This window comes from Streptomyces sp. NPDC002206, assembly GCF_053593595.1.
In genome coordinates this window covers 422,235-438,591 of record NZ_JBSFCW010000003.1, presented here as the reverse complement: position 1 = coordinate 438,591, position 16,357 = coordinate 422,235, and the positions used below count along the sequence as shown (strand labels likewise).

Annotated in this window: 9 protein-coding genes and 1 pseudogene; 7 read left to right on the top strand and 3 right to left on the bottom strand. The window is 70.0% G+C overall.

Annotated elements, in window-relative coordinates; genetic code table 11:
- Positions 1 to 53: 53 nt before the first annotated feature.
- Together fsxC and fxsT are read left to right on the top strand one after the other, a co-directional pair.
- On the top strand, positions 54 to 1,400 hold the full coding sequence (gene fsxC / locus ACWCP8_RS10115) for an FxsC protein (protein WP_352266581.1): 1,347 nt from the start codon (positions 54 to 56) through the stop codon (positions 1,398 to 1,400).
- Positions 1,397 to 5,332 carry an FxSxx-COOH system tetratricopeptide repeat protein gene (gene fxsT / locus ACWCP8_RS10110; protein WP_451115264.1) on the top strand — a complete coding sequence of 1,312 codons (3,936 nt, stop codon included), beginning with the start codon at positions 1,397 to 1,399 and terminating at the stop codon, positions 5,330 to 5,332. The genes fsxC and fxsT overlap by 4 nt, the downstream gene beginning before the upstream one ends.
- A 38-nt stretch (positions 5,333 to 5,370) precedes the next feature.
- Here the strand turns inward: fxsT and ACWCP8_RS10105 are convergent, their stop codons facing one another.
- Positions 5,371 to 6,267: an alpha/beta fold hydrolase gene (locus ACWCP8_RS10105; protein ID WP_451115262.1), complete on the bottom strand. Its 897-nt coding sequence runs from the start codon at positions 6,265 to 6,267 to the stop codon at positions 5,371 to 5,373.
- Positions 6,268 to 6,620: 353 nt separating this feature from the next.
- Here ACWCP8_RS10105 and ACWCP8_RS10100 point away from each other — a divergent pair, with 353 nt between their 5' ends.
- Positions 6,621 to 7,706, top strand: a complete 1,086-nt coding sequence (locus ACWCP8_RS10100) for a S1 family peptidase (RefSeq protein WP_451115260.1) — start codon at positions 6,621 to 6,623, stop codon at positions 7,704 to 7,706.
- Between the two features lie 451 nt (positions 7,707 to 8,157).
- Here the strand turns inward: ACWCP8_RS10100 and ACWCP8_RS10095 are convergent, their stop codons facing one another.
- Positions 8,158 to 8,670, bottom strand: coding sequence for a hypothetical protein (locus ACWCP8_RS10095; protein WP_451115258.1), 513 nt, complete (start codon positions 8,668 to 8,670; stop codon positions 8,158 to 8,160).
- A 333-nt stretch (positions 8,671 to 9,003) separates the two neighbouring features.
- On the opposite strand from ACWCP8_RS10095, the pseudogene ACWCP8_RS10090 reads away from it, so the two are divergent.
- From ACWCP8_RS10090 to ACWCP8_RS10075, 4 genes and pseudogenes are all read left to right on the top strand, one after another.
- Positions 9,004 to 9,237: pseudogene (locus tag ACWCP8_RS10090) on the top strand (glycosyl transferase); the annotation flags it as partial.
- Between the two features lie 324 nt (positions 9,238 to 9,561).
- On the top strand, positions 9,562 to 13,059 hold the full coding sequence (locus ACWCP8_RS10085) for a DNA polymerase III subunit alpha (RefSeq protein ID WP_451115256.1): 3,498 nt from the start codon (positions 9,562 to 9,564) through the stop codon (positions 13,057 to 13,059).
- The gene (locus ACWCP8_RS10080; RefSeq protein WP_451115254.1) at positions 13,056 to 14,063 is read left to right on the top strand and encodes a DNA polymerase Y family protein; all 1,008 of its coding nucleotides are present in this window, start codon (positions 13,056 to 13,058) and stop codon (positions 14,061 to 14,063) included. The genes ACWCP8_RS10085 and ACWCP8_RS10080 overlap by 4 nt, the downstream gene beginning before the upstream one ends.
- Positions 14,064 to 14,253: 190 nt before the next feature.
- Entirely contained in the window at positions 14,254 to 15,147 is an 894-nt protein-coding gene (locus ACWCP8_RS10075) for an esterase/lipase family protein (protein ID WP_451115252.1), read from the top strand.
- Positions 15,148 to 15,166: 19 nt separating this feature from the next.
- Here ACWCP8_RS10075 and ACWCP8_RS10070 read toward each other — a convergent pair whose 3' ends face one another.
- Complete coding sequence (locus ACWCP8_RS10070) at positions 15,167 to 16,195, bottom strand: lytic polysaccharide monooxygenase auxiliary activity family 9 protein (protein WP_451115250.1); 1,029 nt, start codon at positions 16,193 to 16,195, stop codon at positions 15,167 to 15,169.
- Positions 16,196 to 16,357: the final 162 nt, after the last annotated feature.

Below are 16,357 nucleotides of genomic sequence, written 5' to 3'. Positions count from 1 at the left end.
CAAGGTCCGCTCCGGAATGATGAATTCGCTCGCATTCTTTCCACACTCCTCGGATGCGAGTGCTCACACAGGACGGGGGTCGTGTGCACGCATCAACGCAACCGCGAGCGGCGGACCATCGGCCGTACTTCTTCTTGAGCTATGCGCATACACCGGGGTACGGCGGTGGAACGGACCCGGATATGTGGGTCGAGCGACTGTTTCAGGATCTCTGCGGCCACGTGATGGCCATGACCGACCTCCCGGCAGGTGCCTCCGCCGGGTTCATGGACCGGGAGATACGGTCCGGCGAGGGGTGGTCGGAACGGCTCGGCAGCGTGCTGGCCACCTGCCGGGTGTTCGTTCCGCTCTTCTCGCCGCGCTACTTCGCCAGCGAGATGTGCGGAAAGGAGTGGCACGCTTTCGAGCAGCGCGCCATCGCCCACCGGGCCCGCAGCAATCAGCCCGCCGAGGCGATCGTGCCCGCTCTGTGGGTGCCGGTACCACCGAACCAACTGCCCGGGCCGGCAGAGCGGTTGCAGTTCAATCACCGTGATTTCGGGGACCGTTACGTCAGTGACGGACTCTACGGGCTGATCAAACTCAGGCTCTTCGCCCAGGAGTACGAACGGGCCGTCTACGAACTCGCGAAACGCATCGTCAGCGTCGCGGCCACCGCCCGGATCGAAGTGGGTCGTCCCGTCGACTACCGGCTGGCCCCCAGCGCCTTCGGCTCGCTGAGCAGCGGTGCCGGTGCACCCCGCCCGATGAAGGTGACCATCGTGGCTCCCACCCGGCACGACCTGCCCGAGGGGCGTAGCGCCGACTACTACGGCGACAACCCGCACGACTGGAACCCATACCATCCGGCCTCCGCACGCCCTCTGGCTTATGTCGCCGAGGACCTGGTGCGTGCCCTCAACTATCAGGCCACCATCACTTCCTTCGACGAGGAGTCCGGCCACGCGGAGAGCAAGGGGCCGCCGAACAGGCCGGAGATCCTGGTTGTCGACCGCTGGGCGCTGATGGACGAGGACCGACGCCGCAGGCTCGCCGCCTTCGACGCCGAGAACCGCCCATGGGTGACCATGGTGGTGCCCTGGAACCGCGAGGACCCCCAGAGCAGAGCCGCCGAGGCCGAGCTGACCGAGAGGCTCGAACAGACCATGCCGTCCAAGATTCGCCAAGGGCGCGCCTATTGCCGTGCCGCGGCAAGAGGAGTGCCGAGCATGGACGCCTTCGGACAAGTCCTGCCGCAGGTCGTGGAGGCGGCGGCCCAGCAGTATCTGCGCCATGCGGCGGTCTATCCGCCGGCGACGGGCGGCGGCCACACTGAACGGACACGACTGATGGGGCCCATGGGCAACACGCAGTTCATACCGGACATGCACGACCCTGCGACGGATGCGGAGGACGTATGACGGCCGGGCGTGACGGACGCATCGTCACTTTCTACTCGTACAAAGGCGGTACCGGGCGCACCATGGCCCTGGCCAACACCGCCTGGATACTCGCCGCCAACGGCAAACGGGTACTGGCCGTCGACTGGGACCTGGAGGCGCCGGGACTCCACCGGTTCTTCCACCCGTTCCTCGACCCCTCGACCCTCGGCGCCACCACCGGCGTCATCGATCTGATCACCGAGTACGCCTGGGCCGCGACCAGCCCGGTCGAGCGCGCCGACGACTGGCATCGCGACTACGCCCGGATCCAGCCGCACGCGGTCTCCCTCACGCCCGAGACACTCGGCTGGGAGTTCCCGCAGGGCGGAACGCTCGACTTCGTCTCCGCCGGACGGCAGAACCGCGAGTACTCCGCGACCGTCTCCACCTTCGACTGGGACAACTTCTACGACCGGCTCGGCGGTGGCCACTTCTTCGACGCCCTGCGCGACGACATGAAGGCCAACTACGACTACGTCCTCATCGACAGCCGGACCGGCCTCAGCGACATCGCCGACATCTGCACCGTCCACCTGCCGGACCTGCTCGTCGACTGCTTCACGCTCAGCGACCAGTCCATCGACGGCGCTGCATCCGTCGCCCGGCAGATTTCCGAGCGCTACACCGGTCGCCCCATCTCCATCTTCCCCGTCCCGATGCGGATCGACGAGGGCGAGAAGGAGAAGGCCGACGCGGGCCGGGCCCTGGCCCGGCTGAAGTTCGACCGGCTGCCCCGAGACCTGTCCAGTGACGAACTCACCGCCTACTGGGGGGCGGTGGAGATTCCGTACCGCCCCTACTACGCGTACGAGGAGACCCTGGCCACCTTCGGCGACGAGGCAGGTCTGACCAACTCGCTGCTCTCCGCCTTCGAGCGGCTCACCGCCGTCATCACCGACCGGCAGATCACCTCGATGCCCCCCGTGGCAGAAGAAGTACGACTCCGCATCCGCGACGCCTTCACCCGGCGCAGGCCCGCGCTGCCCGCCGATCTCTTCCTCAACTACGTGGCGGAGAACCGGATGTGGGCCGACTGGATCGAATCGGTCCTCACCCGGGCCGGATTCCGCGTCGTCCCACGCGATGTCTCCGCCGAACGGGGCACAGCCGACCCGGCGCACGCCGCGGCCGAGACCGCCACGCGTACCGTCGTCCTGCTCTCCAGCGCCTATCTCAAGTCCCAGCGGGCCGTGAGCCTGTGGGACAGGGCGGTCGCCGAGGACCCAGGTGGCGGCAGGCGCCAGCTGCTGCCCCTCAGGGTCGGGGACGTACGCCTCTCCGCGCCCTACATCGACCGCAACCCCGTCGACCTTTTCAGGCTCGACGAGGTGCACGCCACCTCGGCGCTGATGCGTGCCCTGGACCGCCCGGTGCAGCTCGTCGACGGGGTCGCTCCAGGCCCACGCTTCCCAGGTACCGTGCCGAAGATCTGGAACGCACCACCCCGCAACCCCGGCTTCACCGGCCGCTCGCTGGTCCTGGAGCGGATGCGCGACCAGCTCGGCGGCGGGATGGCCGTCGTACTGCCCCAGCCGCAGACCCTGTACGGGCTCGGCGGCGTCGGCAAGACCCAGGTGGCCCTGGAGTACGTGCACCGCTTCATGGCCGACTACGACCTGGTCTGGTGGATATCGTCCGAGCAGACCGACGATGTGGTGGCCGGCCTCGCCGAACTCGCTGTCCGGCTCGGCGCCCAGGGCGGCGACGACATGGCCGCGGCCTCCCAGGAGGCCGTCGACCTGCTGCGCCGCGGAGTTCCGTCGGACCGCTGGCTGCTGGTCTTCGACAACGCCGACGACCCCGAGCGGCTCAGGCGCTACTTCCCTCAGGGCGGCTCCGGTCACATCCTGGTCACCTCCAGGAACCAGACCTGGTCCCAGCACGGTGACGCATTGCCCGTCGACGTCTTCCTGCGGGAAGAGTCCATCGAGCACCTCCAGCGCCGCGCCCCGGGACTGAGTGACGAGGACGCCGCCCAGGTGGCCACCGCCGTCGGTGACCTGCCGCTGGCCGTCGAACAGGCGGCTGCCTGGATCGCGGAGACCGCCACCCCGATCGACACCTATCTGGAACAGCTCGCTCAGCAGGCCCCGCAGGTCCTGGCCCTCAACCAGCCCGCGGGCTACCCGGAACCCGTCGCCGCCACCTGGAACATCTCCATCCAGCGCCTCAAGGAGCGCTCACCCGCCGCCGTGCGCCTGCTGCAGCTCTGCGCCTTCTTCGCCCCCGAGCCGATTTCGGGGGACCTCCTGTACAGCAAGGAGATGATCGAGGCACTCAAACCGTACGACGCCTCGCTCCAGGAGAAGCTGGTGCTGGGCCGGGTCATCCGGGAGATCGGCCGGTTCGCCCTGGCCAAGGTCGACCAGGTCTCCAACTCCATCCAGGTCCACCGCCTCGTCCAGGCCGTCATCCGGGCGCAGCTCAGCGAGGAGGAGCAGCGCGAGGCCCGGCATGTCGTCCACCGCATTCTGGCGGGTGCCCGGCCCGATGACGACGAGCCGATCGACAACCCGTTGACCTGGCCGCGGTTCGCCACCATCTGGCCGCACCTCGGCCCGTCCGACGCGCGCAACTGCAAGGAACCCGAGACCCGCAGGCTCTTGATCGACCGAGTGCGCTACCTGTGGAAGCGCGGTGACTTCAGGACGGCCGGCACCCTCGGAGCCGAACTGCGCGAGGCATGGGGGGAGATGCTCGGCGAGCGGGATCTCCAGTACCTCTACCTCTGCTTCCATCTCTCCAACATCTATCGCTCGCGCGGACGTTATGTGGAGGCGAAGGAGCTCGACGAAATCACCCTCACGCGTCAGCGGGAGGTACTGGGTTCGGAGCACCCGCACACGTACATGACCACCAGTAGCCTTGCGACGGACCTCGGCACGCTCGGCGAGTACGGCCGGGCGATCGAGCTGGCGACCGAAGCCACCGAGGGGTTCAGTCAGATCTTCCACGAAGCGCACCCCAGGACGCTGGCGGCGGCCAACAACCTGGCGCTGAATCTGCGCCTCGTCGGGCAGTACGCCAGGGCCAGGGAGATCGATCAGGACGTCTACGACCGGCGCACCGAGGTGCTCGGCGCGAACCACCCGTACAGCCTGTCCTCCGCCATGAACCTGGCCCGCGACCTGCGGGACGTAGGACGATACGAGGACTCCGTCGGTCTGCTCAGTCGCACCTACGACAGTTACAAGTCGCACCTCGGGCGCGCCTTCCCCGGCACGCTGAGCGCGGCGAAGAGCCTGGCTGTGTCGCTGCGCAGGGCGGGCCAACTGGAGGATGCCCGCAGACTGACGGTGGCCACCCGTGCCAGGTACCGGGCCAAGTACACCTCGGCCAACCCCGAATCGCTGGCCTGCGATCTCAATATGGCGGCCGACCTGTTTGCGGCCGGTGAGGCGGTCGAGGCCAGGGACACGGCACAGGAAGTCGTCGACCAGTACATGAAGGTGCCGGGGGAGAAGCATCCGTACACCCTGGCCGCCCAGAACAACCTCGGCGTTTATCTCTCGGGGGCCGGTGCGGCGGAGGAGGCCGAGAAGCTGCTGACGCGGGTGGTCGCCTCGATGCGGGAGGTGTTCGGCCACGAGCATCCGCACACGCTGTTCTGCGTCATGAACCTGGCCAATGCAACCGCGGACCTCGGTGGCCTCGACATCGTGCTGGAGACGGAGCGGCGGGTGTCCGCGCAGCTCCGGGAGGCTCTCGGGGCGCACCATCCGGAAACCTTGGCCATGGCGTCGAACATCGCTGTCACGCTCGATGAGATGGGGCGCAAGGACGAGGCGTTGCAGGTGCGGGCGGAGGCGGTCGAGGAACTGACCCGACAGCTCGGCGACGAGCATCCGCTGACCCGGATCGCCCGGGACGACAGCCGGTTCCAGCGCGAACTGGAACCGATCACGATCTGAGCAGGCAGGGGCCCGCCGATGGCGGGCCCCTGCCTGAGTCAGCCCTGCAGGGCGGCGGCGGTGGTGTCCTGCTCCTCCAACAGCCAGTTGAGGATGCCTGGGAGCACGGACAGCGCATCGAAGTGCGCCGCTGTCGGCTCCAGCACCGCGGTGGCGCCCGGGATCCTCCCGGCCAGCCAGCGGGAGTGCCCGACCGGCGAGAACACGTCCTTTTCGCCGTGCCACAGCATCACGGAGCCGGTGATGTCCGCCGGATCGAAGCCCCACGGGGTGCAGAGAGCGATCGCGTCGTCGATCCATCCGTACGCCGAAGTGCGCAACCCTTCACGGTAGTTGCGCAGCAGCATCGAACGGATCCCGGCGTCGTTGACGATGACCCGGTCGGAGTCGGTCAGCTCCCGGCGCAGATCGTCGATGAGCCGAACCGGATTCTGTCTGATCACCGCGGACCGTGAGATGAACGACTCCGCCAGTCCAGCCGGATCGGCCGCCGCCGTGGAGTACGCCAGCACATTGGAGGCGGCCATCCCCTCGAACCAGTCGAGGCCGTCCGCGCCCCATGGGGCCAGCCCGACCAGCGCGGCGGTACGGGTGACCCGCTCGGGCATCAGCGCGGCGCAGGCCAGCGCATGCGGGGCCCCGCCGGAACGGCCCACCACGGCGAACCGTTCCAGCCCGAGCGAGTCCGCGATGGCCCGCACATCCTCCACGACGTCCGCCACGCAGCGGCCCGCGAGTCTGTCGGAGCCGCCGTAGCCCGGCCGGTCGTAGGTGATGAGCTGTGTCTTGCGCTGGTACAGCACCATGCCGCGCGGGGCCGGACCGAGCCGGCTGCCGGGCATTCCGTGCAGCAGAAAGACCGGTCTGCCCCGCGGATCACCCAGACGCTCCACCATCAGATGCCGCCCGTCCCTTGCGCGCACCCGATTGCGCACTCCGCGCCTCCTCCACTTCGTGCGGGCACCGAGTGCCCGGCTTTTCCTTGCAATTCGATGATGGCTCATCAAAGTCCTTGTGCGGAATGGCAATTGAGGTAAATCAACGACGAGTACCGGACAGGTCCAGTCCTCACCCACTGCCGATCGGCCGGTTGCACGCGGTGTTCGCAATCGGAACCGACATGGTGTGACGCCGGAAAGGTGAACACGGCGCGGCGAAACGGTGGTGTCGTGTGTGCGTCCTGAAGTCGACCTTGTGTGCTATCGACCCGGTCGGAATAGTGGGCGGCTCCATCCTCCGCACACAGGCACCCCACTTGCCTGTGTGCGGCCCCCACAGGAGGTCGAAGTTGAAGCATCGGCGCATATCCAGGAAGCGTGCGGTGATGGCCGGATCGGCCGTTGTCGCTCTGGTCGCAGCGGGAGTCACGTTCCAGAGTGCGAACGCCAGTGACGACGTACCGCAGTTCACCGCCCGGACCCTGACGGCGAACGCGGCCGGAAAGCTCGCCACCGCTCTCGGGCAGGATCTGGGCGGCGACGCGGCCGGCTCGTACTACGACGCCAAGTCGAAGAACCTGATCGTGAACGTGGTCGACCGGGCCGCAGCCGAGCAGGTGCGGCAGGCGGGCGGCAGGGCCAGGGTCGTGACGAACTCGCTCGCCGAGCTGAAGTCGGTCCGGCAGACCCTCACTGCCAAGGCTACGATCCCCGGCACCTCATGGGCCGTCGACCCGGTCAGCAACAAGGTGGTCGTCACCGCCGACCGTACGGTCGACGGTGCGGCCTGGGACAGACTCGGCGCGGTCGTCGACGGGCTGGACGGCAAGGCTGAACTCAAGAAGACCGCCGGGGAGTTCAAGCCGTTCATCGCGGGCGGCGACGCGATCTTGGGCAACGGCGGGCGCTGCTCGCTCGGCTTCAACGTGGTCAAGGACGGTGAGCCGTACTTCCTGACCGCGGGACACTGCACCGAGGCGATCAGCAGCTGGTCCGACTCGCAGGGCGGCGCGGAGATCGGTACGAACGCGGGCTCCGAATTCCCTGGCAACGACTTCGGGCTGGTGAAGTACACCTCCGACACGCCCCACCCCAGTGAGGTCGACCTCTACAACGGCTCCACCCAGCCGATCACCAAGGCGGGCGAGGCGACCGTCGGCATGACGGTGACCCGCAGCGGTTCCACCACCCAGGTGCACGACGGCCAGGTCACCGGCCTGGACGCCACAGTGAACTACGGCAACGGCGACATCGTCGAAGGCCTCATCCAGACGACGGTCTGCGCGGAGCCGGGCGACAGCGGCGGCTCGCTCTTCGCGGGCGACGCCGCGATCGGTCTGACCTCCGGCGGCAGCGGCGACTGCTCCTCGGGCGGGGAAACCTTCTTCCAGCCGGTGCCCGAGGCGCTGGCAGCGTTCGGGGCGGAAATCGGCTGATCAGGCGGGTCATCGACGTGCGCTGACCCTGTTCGTTGGCCGGGCCCGGAGACGGACCCGGCCAACGAACGAGTCCGGGCATGACGCGGATGGCGGGAGGGCCTGTGGCTTCGATGCCGGTCAGATATGCGCCCGTACCGGCCCTGGCATTCCGCTGCGGGTAGTCGCGAGACCACCTGCAGCGAGCCGGTCGCCGACATCGTCCACCGATCCCCTGCCGCGGCTCGTGCCGCCGCGCACCGCGCACCGCGCTCCCCGGGCCCGCTCCGTGGCACCTGGACCCGCGTACGGCTGTCACACCGGCGCCACATGCACCCACCCGCGATGGCAGGGTGGAGTATCAGGCAGTCGCCCCTGAACCCCGACCGGTCATACCGGAGTTCAGGCTCCGGCCGAGCAGCACCGGACGAGGCGTCAGGCCGGCGTCGGACTGCTCGCAGAGCAGCCCTGATCAGGAGGCCGTTGACTCCAGGTGGTAGGTCGTGTCGACCCAGAAGCCGTTCGTGGCCCTGGCCTTGATCTCCAGCACGTACTGGCCGGGAGTCAGCGACGCGATACCGCCCCAGATGCCCCATGCGTAGCGCTGGGTCAGCCCCGTCCTGAACGGTGCGGAGAACTCCTGCAGCGGCAACGGAATGCTGTTGAGCGACGCCGTGGCCTCTGCCACCGTCATGGACCGAGGGACCCTCGAGTACGACCTGGTGTGCTGCATATTGAGCACCGGGAAGAAGACCGGCCGGTCCGAGGGAATCGCGCAGCGCCGCACCACGTGGCCGCCGTAGGTGCCGGCCAGGAACCAGAGGTCGTCCGGCTGGTTCCAGGCGGCGTGCTCGCCTGTTGTGTCCTTGACCGGACTGCGGTCGTCGGGGGCGGACAGCGCCCATTTCCACCAGCGGCCCGCGAGCTCTCCGCCATCTTCGTTGCTCAGCTTCCAGATACTGTCGACCGATTCCGCACCACTCATGGCGCCCCTCCCGCGTGCAGCCCCTGGCTCGGGGCTCGGTTCGAACAAGCGGACAGTACCCGGGGCGGATGAAGAGCTCGACGGCGACCTCTGAGACTGGTGGCGCCGGCCCGCTGGGATGGTCGTCCGTATCTCCTCCGCCGCGCTCAGGACGCGATGGAGAGCCCTGCCCTCGGCGGAGGCCGGGGCGGCGTGACACAGGACGTCCTTGGTCTGTGTCTCCTCCTCGGACGCGCAGCCGGAGGCCGCGAGAGTCAACAGGGCCACTGCCAACGGGGCGACAGTCTTCTGTGATGCGAATCTTCGGACGCCGGGCGGAACGGTCGCTCGGAGATCGCTGTCCCGCAGACCGCCGAGCAGTTCATGAACGCGGACCGGCTCGTCGGCCTGGGCGTGGCCCGCCGCATCGACACCGCACAGGCCGCCGCCGTGGCCCTGCGCACCGCGCTCACCGAACTCGTCGCCGACGAGGATGTCGCCCGGCGCTCGGCACAGCTCCGCGCCGAAACACGGTCCGAGGGCGGCACGGCACGGGCGGCCGGCCTCATCGAGGAGATGCTGGGCTGAACCCTGCCCTCAGGCAGGGCCCGAGCCACCAGGGGCGGTCGCCGCTCCCTTGGCGTCGTCCGGCGCGCCGACGTAGGAGGCGATGAACAGCAGTTGCAGTGCCGACGCCGACGACCGGCAGCGCGGCCCGTGCGGTGGCGACGTTCCTCACCTCGTCAGCGAAAGTCATGCCCTCACGGTCCGGGGAGTCCGGCATTCGCGCAGGCAGGGGCGGGTCGCATGGCGGAGGAGTGGATGCGCCTCGATTATCGTACGCATGTTCGAAACTTGGTCTATGGTGGAGAGCGAGGGGGTGGTGAGTACGGATCGGTTCAGGAGGTGCGGGTGCCCGGGTTCACGCATCTGCACACCGTTTCCGGGTTCTCCCTGCGCTATGGGGCCTCGCACCCGGAGCGGCTGGCGGAGCGCGCTGCCGAGCGGGGGATGGACGCCCTCGCGCTGACCGACCGCGACACCCTCGCAGGCACGGTCCGCTTCGCCAAGGCCTGCGACAGGGCCGGGGTGCGGCCGCTCTTCGGGGTGGGGCTCGCGGTGGAGGCGGAGGGTGCGGAGCGCGCGCCGGAGGGCGGGCGTACGCACCGGCTGCGGACCCCGGTCCGTGGCGGCGCCTTCGTCGATGAATCGGCGCCCCGGGTGACCTTCCTCGCCCGGGACGGCGCACGCGGCTGGGCGGAGCTGTGCCGCCTCGTCACCGCCGCGCATGCCGTGACCGGCGACCTGCGGACCGGTGCCGGGCAGCCCCTGGTCGACCGGTCCGCGCTGCCCGCCGAAGGGCTCACCGTGCTGCTCGGCCCGGCCTCCGAGGTCGGCAGGGCGCTGGCCGCCGGACGCCCCGACCGGGCCGCCGTGCTGCTCGCGCCCTGGCGGGAGATCTACGGCGACGACCTGCGCCTCGAAGCCGTCCATCACGGGCGTGAAGGCACCGGCCCCGGGTCGCTGCGGCTCGCCGCCCGTACCGTCGGCTTCGCTGCCGAACAAGGGGTACGGGCCGTGCTGACCAATGCCGTTCGGTATGCCGACGCCGGACAGGGCCCGGTCGCCGATGTGCTCGACGCCGCCCGCGGGCTCGTCCCCGTCGATCCGCGCCGTGCGCCGCTCGACAGCGGTGAGCGCTGGCTCAAGGACGACCGTGCGATGCGGGAGACGGCCGAGCGGATCACTTCCGCCGCCGGACTCGGCCGCGATGCCGGAGCGCGGCTGCTCGCGGAGACCCGGCGCACCGCCGACGCCTGCGTCGTCGACCCCGAGCGCGACCTCGGCCTCGGCACCGTTCACTTCCCCGAGCCGCACTTCGTCGGTGCGGGCCGCCGCACCGCCCAGCGCGTACTGGCCTCCCGCGCCGCCGCGGGCATGGTGCTGCGCGGCTACGACCGCAGGCGCGACTACTGGGAGCGGATGCATCACGAGCTGGACATCATCGACTATCACGGCTTCGCCTCCTACTTCCTGACGGTCGCCCAAGTCGTCGATGACGTGAGGGGGATGAAGGTCAGGGTGGCTGCGCGTGGCTCCGGGGCCGGCTCGCTGGTCAACCACCTCCTGGGCATCGCCCACGCCGACCCCGTCGAGCACGGGCTGCTGATGGAGCGCTTTCTCTCCAAGCGCCGCTTCGTGCTGCCCGACATCGACATCGACGTCGAGTCCGCCCGCCGCCTCGACGTCTACCGCGCGATCATCGAACGCTTCGGCGCCGAGCGGGTCGCAACCGTCGCCATGCCCGAGACCTACCGGGTGCGCCATGCCATCCGGGACGTCGGCGCCGCGCTCTCCATGAACCCGGCCGAGACCGACCGGCTCGCCAAGGCCTTCCCGCACATCCGGGCCCGCGACGCCCGCGCGGCCATGGAGGAGCTGCCCGAACTGCGCGAGGTGGCGCGGGAGAAGGAGAAATACGGGCGGTTCTGGGAGCTGGTGGAGGCGCTGGACGCCCTGCCGCGCGGCATCGCCATGCACCCGTGCGGGGTGCTCCTCTCGGACGCCTCGCTGCTGCGCCGTACGCCCGTCATGCCCACCAGCGGCGAAGGCTTCCCGATGGCGCAGTTCGACAAGGAGGATGTGGAGGACCTCGGGCTGCTCAAGCTCGATGTGCTGGGCGTACGGATGCAGTCGGCGATGGCGCACGCGGTCATGGAGGTGAAGCGGGCCTCGGGCCAGGAGGTCGACCTGGACGCCGTGCCGCCCGGCGACCCGGAGACGTACCGGCTGATCAGGACCGCCGAGACGCTGGGCTGCTTCCAGATCGAATCGCCCGGCCAGCGCGATCTGGTCGGCAGGCTGCAGCCGGCCACCTTCCACGATCTGGTGGTCGACATCTCGCTGTTCCGGCCGGGGCCGGTCGCCGCCGACATGGTGCGTCCGTTCATCGAGGCCCGGCACGGCCGGGCGCCCGTCCGCTACCCCCACCCCGATTTGGAGGGACCGCTGCGCGAGACATACGGCGTGGTCGTCTTCCACGAGCAGATCATCGAGATGGTCGACATCATGACCGGCTGCGGCCGGGACGAGGCCGACCGGGTGCGGCGCGGGCTCTCCGACCCCGAGCTGCAGGGCCGGATCAAGGACGGGTTCGCGCAGCGGGCGGCGGCGAAGGGCTACAGCACCGAAGTGATCGCCCGGACCTGGGAGATCATCGAGGCATTCGGCTCGTACGGTTTCTGCAAGGCGCACGCGGTCGCCTTCGCCGTACCGACGTACCAGTCGGCGTGGCTCAAGGTGCACCACCCGGCGGCTTTTTACGCCGGGCTGCTCACCCATGACCCGGGGATGTACCCGAAGCGGCTGCTGCTCGCGGACGCGCGGCGGCGCGGTGTGCCGGTGCTGCCGCTGGATGTGAACCGGTCGGCGGCCGCCCATCGAATCGAACTGGTGTCCGGTAAGGGGGAGAGGTCCGAGGTGTGGGGGCTGCGGCTGGCGCTCTCGGACGTCCACGGCATCAGCAAGGCCGAGGTCACCCGGATCGAGGCCGGGCAGCCCTACACCTCGCTGCTGGACTTCTGGCAGCGGACCCGGCCGGGCAAGCCGGCCGCCGAACGGCTGGCCCAGGTCGGCGCGTTGGACGCTTTCGGTGCCAACCGCCGGGATCTGCTGCTGCATCTCTCCGAGCTCCACCGTGCCCAGCGGGGAACCGGGACGAGGTCCGGATCCGGTGGCGCGCAACTCCCGCTCGACGACGGCCGGAAGACCGGCTCCATCGGCCTGCCCGACCTCAGTGACGCGGAACGCCTCAGCGCCGAGCTCGGCGTTCTGAGCATGGACGTCTCCCGCCATCTGATGGGTGATCACCACGCGTTCCTGAAGGAGCTCGGTGCGGTCTCCGCCAAACGGCTGCGCGAGGCGCGGCACGGGGAGACCGTGCTGGTCGCGGGCGCCAAGGCGGCCACTCAGACCCCGCCGATCCGGTCCGGCCGCCGGGTCATCTTCACCACCCTGGACGACGGTACGGGCCTGGTCGACCTGGCCTTCTTCGACGACAGTCACGCCGCCTGCGCGCACACCGTCTTCCACTCCTGGCTGCTGCTCGTGCGTGGAGTGGTGCAGCGGCGCGGGCCGCAGAGTCTCAGCGTGGTCGGCGAGGCCGCCTGGAACCTGGCGGAACTGGCCGAACTGCGGCGTACCGGCGGGCTCGACGCGGTCGCGGCCCGGCTGGCGGAGGGCCCCGCGGCGGAGGAGGAGCCCCCGGGCGACCGGGCGGCCGACAACGGCCGCCGCATCCACCTGCCGACCGGATACGAGATGAACCCCTGGTCCGACCTCCAGCCGCCCGGCGAAGGCGTCGCCACCGGAAGGAAGCTGTGGCACCAGTCCCCGGGGAGTGCGGGATGAGCGATACGCACGAGGAGCCGGGGATCCTGTACCTGCGGTTCCGCAAGGTCGGCGGTGGCCTTCCGGGCAGTGCCGGTTACGCCGGTCTGCTCGCTCTCCTCGGCGCGTTCACCCCGGTCGTCGAGGCGGCGCCGCCGGACGGGGCGCTCGCCGATGTGCGCGGTGCGCTGCGCTACTTCGGGCGGGACGCGGCAGGGCTGGCGGCTGTGATCCGGGTCCGTGCGCTCGCCCTGCACGGGGTGGACTGCGCGATCGGGGCGGCCGAGAACCCGATGCTCGCCCGGATGGCGGCGCGGCGGGCCGCGCCCGGGGCGACTTCTGTGGTGCCCGGCGGCGGGGGTGCCGCATTCCTCGCGGCCGAACCGGTCGTCGCACTGGACGGTGTCGGGGCGGCGACCGCCCGCACCCTGTGCGGATACGGGCTCGACTCCGTCGGCCGGATCGCGGCGGCTCCGCTCGCCACCCTGCAACGGATCACCGGCGTACGGACCGGGCGCGAACTGTGGGAGCGGGCGCGCGGCATCGACCGTACGAAGGTCGTGCCGAACGCCGCCGCCCGGTCGGTCGCCGCCGAGCGGTCCTTCCCGCGCGACGAGCTGGACCCGGAGCGGCAGCGCCGCGCACTCATGTCGCTCGCCGAGGAGCTGGGGGCCCGGATGCGCGGGGACGGCCAGGTGTGCCGGGCACTCGCGGTCTCCGTGCGCTACGCCGACCGGACCGGCTACTCGACGCTGACCCGCAGCCGCACGCTCCGTGAGCCCACTGCCCACTCCGCAGCGCTTACCGGACTCGCCTACCGGATCCATGACTCGTTCGCGCTGCAGCGGGCCCGGGTACGGGGGATCGGGCTGCGCGCCGAGGGGCTCACGGACCGCGAACGGGCCGCCCATCAGCTGTCGTTCGGCCCGGTGGACGAACGGGCGCGGCGGATCGAGGCGGTGGCGGACCGGCTGCGGGCCAGGTTCGGTCCGCAGGCCGTGATGCCGGGCCGACTCGCTGCCTGACCTGTCGTCATGTGGATTGACCTGGATCCAGAGTGATGCTGCGTCAGTTTTTACCGACGCGTAACTTCCCCCGCTACCTTACTCGCGCGTAATTTGGCATGAGCACATGGAACATCGGTACAGAACTTGTGGTCCGGGCCGCAGGGCGCAGTGACATCGCAACTCCCTTGAGCCGCAAGGAGACCACACGATGCTGCCCTGGACACGTGCGCCGCGCACCCCACGTGCGCGGAGAAGACTCGCCGCACTGCTCCTCGCCGTCGCAGCGTTCGCCACCCCCACGGCGACCGCCACCGCCGCCACCCCCGCCGCCGCCACAGCCCCCTCCCGTGGCTGGAACGACTACTCCTGCAAACCCTCCGCAGCCCACCCCCGCCCCGTCGTCCTGGTCCACGGAACCTTCGGGAACTCGGTCGACAACTGGCTCGTCCTCGCCCCGTACCTGGTCGGCCGGGGCTACTGCGTCTACTCGCTCGACTACGGGCAGCTGCCCGGCGTGCCGTTCTTCAACGGCCTCGGCCCGATCGACGAATCAGCCGGCCAGCTCGACAGCTTCGTCGACAAGGTGCTCGCCGCCACCGGAGCGTCCAAGGCCGACATCGTCGGTCACTCCCAGGGCGGCATGATGCCCAACTACTACCTGAAGTTCCTCGGTGGCGCCGCCAAGGTGAACGCCCTGATCGGACTCGCCCCCTCCAACCACGGCACCACCCTCCTCGGGCTGACCAACCTGCTGCCGTACTTCCCGGGCGCCGAGGACCTGCTGAACGCCCACACGCCCGGCCTCGCCGACCAGATGGCCGGATCCCCCTTCATCACCAAGCTCAACGCGGGCGGCGACACCGTGCCCGGCGTGCGGTACACGGTCATCGCGACCAGGTACGACGAGGTGGTGACCCCGTACCGCACGCAGTACCTGGACGGGCCGAACGTACGCAACGTCCTGCTCCAGGACCTGTGCCCGGTCGACCTGTCCGAGCATGTGGCGATCGGGACCGTGGACCTGATCGCCTACCACGAGGTGGCGAACGCCCTGGACCCGGCGCACGCCACCCCGACCACCTGCGCCTCCGTCCTCGGCTAGGCCAGGCCTGAACCGCCTCTCAGTGTCCGCGTCGGGCCGCACCGCCGGCCCGGCGACGGACCGAGGCGAACAGGGCGACCGCGCCGACGGCGAGCGCGGCCGCACCGCCGATCGCAAGGTACGGGGTACTGCTGTCGCCACCTGTCTCGGCGAGGCTCTCGCCCGCCGGGGCGGGGCCGGTGGCGCTGTCCGGCTCGGGTGCGTTCGCCTCGGACGGGCCGGCCGACGCCTCGGCCGCCGGAGCCGCCCGGGTGACCTTCGCGCCCGTACCGGCGTCGTCGTCACCATGACCGCCGTGCTCCACGGACGACTTGCCGGCGCCCCCGGCGATCTCCTGCTCGGACGGCGCGGACGCGGTCGGCGCCGGGACCGCGCCCACCGAACCACTGCCACCGCCGTCGGCGCCCCCGAAGACCACGTCGGAGCAGGCGTAGAACGCCTCGGGGGAGTCCGAGCGCTGCCAGACGGTGTAGATCAGCTGCCGTCCCGAACGCTTCGGCACGGTCCCGTCGAACACATACGATCCGTTCTCCAGCTTCGGCTCGGAGGCCGTGGCGAACGGCTCGGACTCCAGGTCCGACCACTTCAGGGGCTTCGTCGGGTCGTAACCGGCCTTGGTGAGATACAGCTCGAACGAGCCCTTGTGCGGTGCGGTGGCGCGGAAGCGGAAGGTGTGGCTGCCCGCCGCCATCCTGGTCGACGGCCAGTCGGCGCGCGGCAGATCGAGCCCCTTGAACTTGTCGTTGCCCGCGCTGCACAGCTTGCCGTCCGGGATCAACTGTCGGTGATTTCCCGCCGCATTGGCGATGTTGACCCCGTTCCAGTCGTACAGCGCCTGTGTCCCGCCCGCCGCGACCGCGGCCACGCACGCCGCCGACTTCGGATGTTCGGGCCCCTCCGCGAAGCAGGCGGAGACGCGGCTGACCGGATCCGTCAGCGAGCCATGTGCGGCGGCCGGAGCCGCGGACAGACCGGTCAGCGCGAGCGGCGCCACACCGAGCGCGACGATTGCGGCGGCCTTGCGGCGAGCGGTCCTGATCACGGTCATGGTGCGTCTCTCCTTCGGCGGTTCACGTCTGCGTGGAGGAGAAGCTAGCCGCCCGCCGGCCCGGAAACGGCTGCTGGGAGGGGTGCTCGGCGATCGTTATGGCGGGCTTAAGGAGCGTCTAAGAAGGGGCTCAGGAAAGCCCACCCGTGGGCCCCTCTGAGC